General features: G+C 45.7%; 6 protein-coding genes. 2 read left to right on the top strand and 4 right to left on the bottom strand.

Annotated elements, in window-relative coordinates; translation table 11 throughout:
* Positions 1-584 precede the first annotated feature (584 nt).
* From aroD to SPM24T3_RS21080, 3 genes are all read right to left on the bottom strand, one after another.
* On the bottom strand, positions 585-1,505 hold the full coding sequence (gene aroD / locus SPM24T3_RS21090; RefSeq protein WP_009638858.1) for a type I 3-dehydroquinate dehydratase: 921 nt from the start codon (positions 1,503-1,505) through the stop codon (positions 585-587).
* A gap of 78 nt (positions 1,506-1,583) precedes the next feature.
* Complete coding sequence (locus SPM24T3_RS21085) at positions 1,584-2,852, bottom strand: CynX/NimT family MFS transporter (RefSeq protein ID WP_009638857.1); 1,269 nt, start codon at positions 2,850-2,852, stop codon at positions 1,584-1,586.
* Positions 2,853-2,885: 33 nt separating this feature from the next.
* Entirely contained in the window at positions 2,886-3,746 is an 861-nt protein-coding gene (locus SPM24T3_RS21080; protein ID WP_009638856.1) for a sugar phosphate isomerase/epimerase, read from the bottom strand.
* Between the two features lie 374 nt (positions 3,747-4,120).
* Between SPM24T3_RS21080 and SPM24T3_RS21075 the strand changes: the two genes are divergently transcribed.
* On the top strand, positions 4,121-5,011 hold the full coding sequence (locus tag SPM24T3_RS21075) for a LysR family transcriptional regulator (protein WP_009638855.1): 891 nt from the start codon (positions 4,121-4,123) through the stop codon (positions 5,009-5,011).
* A 229-nt stretch (positions 5,012-5,240) separates the two neighbouring features.
* Entirely contained in the window at positions 5,241-5,597 is a 357-nt protein-coding gene (locus SPM24T3_RS21070) for a hypothetical protein (protein WP_009638854.1), read from the top strand.
* A 116-nt stretch (positions 5,598-5,713) separates the two neighbouring features.
* On the opposite strand, the gene SPM24T3_RS21065 is transcribed toward SPM24T3_RS21070, so the two are convergent.
* Complete coding sequence (locus SPM24T3_RS21065; RefSeq protein ID WP_009638853.1) at positions 5,714-6,502, bottom strand: DsbA family protein; 789 nt, start codon at positions 6,500-6,502, stop codon at positions 5,714-5,716.
* Positions 6,503-6,557 lie beyond the last annotated feature (55 nt).

Raw genomic sequence — 6,557 nt, 5'->3', positions numbered from 1 at the left:
TCATATAATTGATTGGCTCGCATACTAATTAGTTGATATTTAATGGCATTAAACAAGAGAAAAAACGCTGACAAAGGAGCAAAAGGTCATGGCGACTCTAGCGATTGTTCTAAGTGTATTTAAAATCATCTATTTATTGATGAGTATCATTTTAACTTTTAAGAAATTAAAAGCAAAAAATTGATCTAAATCAATGTTATTTTAAATAAACTATAATCACTAAAATAATTCCACCAATGCTAGATAAAAAGCTTAGGTTTTATTTGTATTCACACCTATACTTAAGTACAGTGAAGTCTAAGAGGTTGAATTAACGATTACCGCTGAATAAATATCAAACGGCTATAGTCGCCGTGAAAGCAATTCCCTGGTGTTGGCCATTTGGCATCCCCTTATCTCGCCGAGAAATAAGGGGCTTTTTTTATTTGAATTTAATAAAAAATACTTTATTTAAAAAAGCTTAAAATATCCAACTGTCTTTTCATCAATGCAGCTTATTGATAAAAAAATAGATAGAAAACGTATAGCTTGGTAATAAGAAAAGTATTTCCAAGACTTTCTAAAGACGCAGATAAATTGCTTATTTATACCGACTGACTAGCTAGGTGAATAACGTCTAGCACCTGGTGCAAATGGCTTGCATCAATCTGGCCTGGAGCCGACGGTTTACCAACCATGCCAAAGGTCAAAGCCGAACCGGTTAATTCTCCGGATAGGCGAGACACGACACCTAAACCTTTCATCGACATCGTCAGCAGCGGCCTTTCGGCATATTGATGATGCATTTCCCACGTCGCATTCATCAAGCTTAACACGTCTCCCGAGTCATGAGGCATGGTGGCAATTTTCAAGATATCGGCTCCTAACGCCTGCTGGTGACGAAGGCGGCGAATGAGTTCCTCCTTCGGCGGCGTTTTCTTGAAATCATGGCTAGACATAACAATGGCAACTCCCTGCCGATGTGCTTGTGAGACAATGTTGCGCACTACGGTTTCACTACGAAACATTTCAACATCCAGCAGGTCAGTTTTACCATTCTTAAGAATTTCCAGATAAAGATCGCCATAAGCCGTATCGCTGATTGTCGTTGCACCGCCCTCGGCTTGGGTCCTGAAGGTCACTAAAAGCACCTTGTCAGGCAATAGATCGGCTACCTGACGAGTCATTCTTGCGACACTGGCTTTATCTAACGCGTTAATCAGAAAATCGAGCCGAAATTCAACAACATCGATATCTTTAATTGCTGCAAATTGTCGTACTGAGTCCAATACCTCAGACTCCTGGGTTGCCGTTGTCGGCACAATCAGTTTTGGTGCGCCCTCACCTATCGATATCCCTTTCACCTTCAATAATTTAATCATGCGCTTGTTTTCCCCTGTTGGCGCTGCAGTTACCCCTGACGATGTCAGACTGTTGGGATGGATAATGGCAGCAGAGGCGTTTTTCAGAATAAAGCCTCCCGCAATCAGTGCGGTGCCTGATTTCATAAATTCCCGGCGTTTCATAAAATGGATCCCTCAAGATATAAGGCTAGTAGTTGGTTTGACTAAAATCGAGGTTGGGTATGTTTGTTAAAGAAGGATTCAGCTTTGCGCATCTTCCAGATATTTATTGCGGACTGCCGCGCCTCCGGCCAAAAGCATCACAGCGGACATCACGGTCAGGAACCAGAACGAGACATGCCATCCACCGGTAGAGTGATGAAGCTGGCCGAAGAAAAACGGGCCAGCGGCGGCAAAGACGTAGCCTATCCCCTGAGTGAAGGAAGACAACGATGCAGCCCCTTCAACACTTCGTGTGCGTAGATTTATAAGCTGAAAGGTTGCGGGAATAGTCATCAAACCAGGCGCCGCGACGACCGCCCATACCCAGGATGCGCCCGGCATATAAAGGAAGCCCATATATCCGACAATTTGCATTACGCCGCCGATTGCCACCACGATATACGGTTTTTTCATCCGACCCAGATAGATAGGCACCAGGATGGAGTGCGCTATCCCGACGATATTGTAAACAAACAGCATATTGCCCGCGGTGGCTGCACTGATTCCATTCTGAATGAGATAGGTGGGTAGCCAGTTAAGCATTGCGTACATGCTCATCATGCTAACGCCAAACAGCACCACCATCGACCAGGCAATCGGCCATTTCCATACTGCAACGTGTGGGATCACCGGTTTTGCAATAGTATGATTTACCTCTCCTTTCTGGCCACGATGATGAATACGCAGTAGTTGAAAAAGCCAAGGTAATGCCGCAATCAATGCGGTAACTGACCACAACGCCACATTGGCGCGCCAGCCGTCATTCTGAGCCAGCGGAACGGCAATCGCCGAAGGTAGCCCTGCCGAAACTGCGATCATCACCGCGTAGGTCGCGGTCAACGCCCCGACGTGATCAGGGAAATACTTCTTGATGGTCGGCTGCACCAATACATTACCAAACCCCATCCCCGCCAGTGCCAACACGCTGCAGGCCATAAAAACGGGGAAACTGCCGGTTAATGTGCGTAAAGCGATACCCGCACACACCATCAGCATCGACAACAGCAAGGCACCTTCGTAACCCAAACGACGTGAAACCGTGGAGGTAAGCGATCCGAATACGGCAAAGGACAGCAGCGGTAGAATGCCAAGAATATTGGCGTTAAAACCGCTGATATCATGGCTGATAATGCCATATATAGCGCTGAGCGACGTCACGGCGGCACGCAGATTTAGCGATACCAAAATAATACCGACAAGAACTAGCGCACGCTGGGTGGGAATGCCGTGCTCGGCCGGTTTATTGCCCTGTGGGGCCGTTTTCACGGCCTGAGAATCAACATTAAGTGCACTATGTAACTCGGACATCCTGCTTCTCCTTAACGATGAAAACACCTCGAATTACAGTGTGTATTGCGCCGTCTTGCCAAAACAGACTGACTGCAAAGCTTTCATCGCCTTACGGGCAACCCCGGTAGGCTCTTGCGCTTTCAGTTCATCGCTAAAAACTTCCAGGCCAATCGGACCGTGACATCCGCCCTCTTCCAGACGTTCAATAATAGTGTGGATAGGAAACTTGCCTTCTCCCGGCAGCAAACGACTGTGTCGCGCGATATCAATCAGATGCTCAGGTGCTGGATCAATCGCCAGATCAGAGAGCTGGACCAGATAAATTTTGTCCATCGGGATACCATCAAGATCCGCAGCAGTGCGGTGACGGACAAAGATGTGGAAAGCATCGATCACCAATCCGAGATTCGGCGCGTTGATGCGCTGCACCATTTTCCAGGCATCGGCAGTATTATTTATCCAGGTGCTCCAGGCCATTCCTTCATAGGCAATACGCAGTCCACGTTTAGCTGCCTCGGCGACTAGCCAGCGTAAATCCTCTTCCACGCGTTCTTTGACGCAATCTTTATGAGTGCAGGCTGGCGTCAAAAGAGTCGTTGCGCCCAATGCCACCGCAGTATCGAGCATGCGCAAAGCTTCTTGTCTTTTCTCGGCTCGAATGCTGTCCGGTGCGCCATCAAAATCCAGCAGAACCTGATAATCTGTCAGTCCCAACGGTAATGTTTTCAACAGGGCTTTAATCCCTGCGGTATCACCATCGGCGGCTTGCACATCCTGACGCCATAGCTCGACCTGATTAAATCCGGCAACACTGGCGGCTCGCAGCTTGTCTTCAGTCGATCCTGAAAGACATACTGTATTGATAAATAGTTGATTTTTATATTTTTCCACAATAATTCTCCAGGTAGTCATAACTACTGTTTTTCTTAAAATATGGGCGAGCGAATCTGTGCCGAGTCAAAATAACTCTGCGGGTCATAGCGCTGGTTTAGGGTTTGCAATCTGCTACGAAATATCCCATATCAACTTCAAGCTATCTTTCTTTACAGTAGATTTATTCATTGATGAACCTTGCCAACGTCTTCAACCTTATTTTCGAGACTTAAGACTAACCATAAAATTAAATAAGGTGGGAATACTGTTTTACGGTAGTAAGCCATACCGAAAAAGTAGTATGTTAGATTAATTAACATGATCTACATCAAGGCTGTTTCGGCGTTTTACAGTTCTATTTTTACTTAGTTAAATCTTTTCATTATAGACAATAATATTAATAAAGGTTTTGTATGGATTTAAAACGTTTACGCTATTTCTGTGTCATTGTAGAACAAGGCTCTATCAGCAAAGCATCTCGAATACTTAATATTTCCCAGCCTCCATTAAGTAAACGCCTGCAAGAACTGGAAGAAGAAGTGGGGACACCGCTGGTATTACGCAACGGCAGCGGCATCACTACTACTGAAGCCGGTATGGTGCTCTACCTGCGCGCCTGTGACATTTTACGTAACGTCGAAGAAGCGCGCAGCGAAGCCATCTTTGTTGCCAACAATAAAAAAGAAGTGCTGCGGATTGGGATTTCTTACCTGTTTCAACGCCATTTCAGTCCGCTAGTTGCACAGTTTTATCAACAACTTGAAGGCGTTAAGATTGAAACTATTGTTGCCGATTCAAGCACGCTTGAAGGCATGCTCGACAAAAAACGTATCGATATTGGCCTATTTCAACAGCCCACCATGGCAGGGAGTTATGAGTGTATCAGCATGCAGCCGGTTAAGGCCGTCGCGCTCATCTCGAAAAAGCTGCTGCCTAGCCCGCCGAAAGATCAGGTGTTGCTCTCTGAACTTGGCCAGCTGCCGTTAATCTTAATCCGTAGAATTAATGGAGAAGGGACTTTCGAATATATTAATAATCAGCTACTTAGATTAGGCGTTCGCCCTAATATTATTATCTCTGCCAACGAACCTAGAATGGTGTACGAACTGATAGCATCCGGAATAGCCGCTGCATCAATGATGCCAGCCTCCGAGGTTCCCCCACAGGCAGAAGAATATTGCCATATTGTCGATATTTATCCCGCACCAAATATTTTCTTCCCAACTTTTGTGAAATTAGCAGCAACACCTCATCAGCCTGAGTTATTGAATATCCTGTTACATTATCAGGAACAAGTTTCTTAATATTATGGCGATACATTTAGTTGATAAAAATAAAAATTAATAACTATTGTAAATTAACATTTCGACCACCTCGGTCTAAAATGTTAACCGAAGATTAATATAATTATGTAATTGTTAAGTTAGAAGCTGCTATTACTCCTAGTAAGGCTATTTCTCAGCGCTAGCTTTTAAGCTTGTAGATCTTTATTCTGGCCCCATTGGATTTTCCCCTGCAAAATGAGTGTTTGTGATGAAAAAAAGATCCCTGCTATGGGTAGTAATTATTGCCGTTATTGTTGGCCTGGTCGCTTGGTGGTTCAATCGCACACCAGCTCATGACCCTCATTACGATGCGGCGGCCTGTGTAGCAGTAGACGTCATGCACCAGGCGTCTGCGGATGATGCAGATTTTTCCAATAACATCCATATTGTGATCGATAACGAAAACAGTGATTATTCGATTAATAAGGTGAAATTTGATGCAAACGTGGCACAGGTTTCAGTACAACGATATAAGTCACTGAGCCCTCGGCAGAAGGCCGTTGCGGCCCAAAATCTTGATACTTGCATATCTGTAATGGCGACGGGTCCGGACAATAAAAATTAATCAGTAATTTTGAATCTAGATATTGAGTCAAAATAGAAAACGCAGAGCCAAGTTGAGCTCTGCGTTTTATTAAGGCAATGATATTTAATGGATTATCATCATCGACTCAAGCACAATTACTTGCCCTGTGCCTTGCTGATCGCAGCCTGCAAATCTTCTGCAGACACAGCGCCCGGCAGCACGGTGGTGTTGTTGGCATTCGCACCGCTCACTGGCATTACGATGAAACCAGGGGTGCCCTGGAAGCCCAGCGATTTTGCCAGATCGTCATTCTTCGCCAGCGCAGCGTGTGTTTCCTGACGATGTGCTTCGCTTGGCAGCGCGCCGTTAACTTTCTCAACTGCACCAGAAATGTCTGCGTCAGTCAGCTTGCCTTCGTCATGCCCGGTTGCATAAATCGCATTGTGATAAGCCAGGTACGCCTGAGGTCCTTTTTGTTTCCAAATCGACAGACCGGTTTCAGCTGCGGTGATTGACGCTTTCCAGCGATCGCCGAAGATTGGCCATTCTTTGAAAACAAAGCGTACGTTTGGATTGGCTTTAATCGTTTGCTCAACCAGCGGCGCCATACGGCTACAGTACATACACTGATAATCGAAGAATTCTACAAATGCCACTTTGGCATCTTTCGGGCCATAAGTCGGAGTATCTTTGTCCTGCAACAGGGCTGGCGCATTTGCCACTACCGCCGCCAGCGAATCGCTAGCCTGCTGCTGCTGTTGCTGGGCCTGAAGTTTCTGACTTGCCTGCACCAGCACTTCTGGATGAGCAATGATGTAATCAGAAGCGATTTTACCAATCGCCTGCTGCTGCGCATCGGTAAAGTTAGCGCTGCTGTCTGCGGCGGCCGCAATGCCTGGCGTGGCGATAAGCGCAGCCAGCAATGTCATCATGTGACGTTTCATAAAAAAGACTTCCTTAAAATATTCGGCTTAAATTTTTTCAAAATTTAGAACAGTT

Origin of the sequence: Serratia sp. M24T3 (assembly GCF_000257645.1) — a bacterium.
Lineage (GTDB): Bacteria > Pseudomonadota > Gammaproteobacteria > Enterobacterales > Enterobacteriaceae > Rouxiella.
The sequence above is the reverse complement of the archived record's forward strand: the minus strand, read 5'-3'. Positions and strand labels throughout refer to the sequence as shown.

What these genes read in the sequence shown, in the direction of transcription:
- aroD (WP_009638858.1), bottom strand. Translation starts at nt 1,505, where the DNA reads ATGAAACGCCGGGAATTTATGAAATCAGGCACCGCACTGATTGCGGGA.
- SPM24T3_RS21085 (WP_009638857.1), bottom strand. Translation starts at nt 2,852, where the DNA reads ATGTCCGAGTTACATAGTGCACTTAATGTTGATTCTCAGGCCGTGAAA.
- SPM24T3_RS21080 (WP_009638856.1), bottom strand. Translation starts at nt 3,746, where the DNA reads ATGACTACCTGGAGAATTATTGTGGAAAAATATAAAAATCAACTATTT.
- SPM24T3_RS21075 (WP_009638855.1), top strand. Translation starts at nt 4,121, where the DNA reads ATGGATTTAAAACGTTTACGCTATTTCTGTGTCATTGTAGAACAAGGC.
- SPM24T3_RS21070 (WP_009638854.1), top strand. Translation starts at nt 5,241, where the DNA reads ATGAAAAAAAGATCCCTGCTATGGGTAGTAATTATTGCCGTTATTGTT.
- SPM24T3_RS21065 (WP_009638853.1), bottom strand. Translation starts at nt 6,502, where the DNA reads ATGAAACGTCACATGATGACATTGCTGGCTGCGCTTATCGCCACGCCA.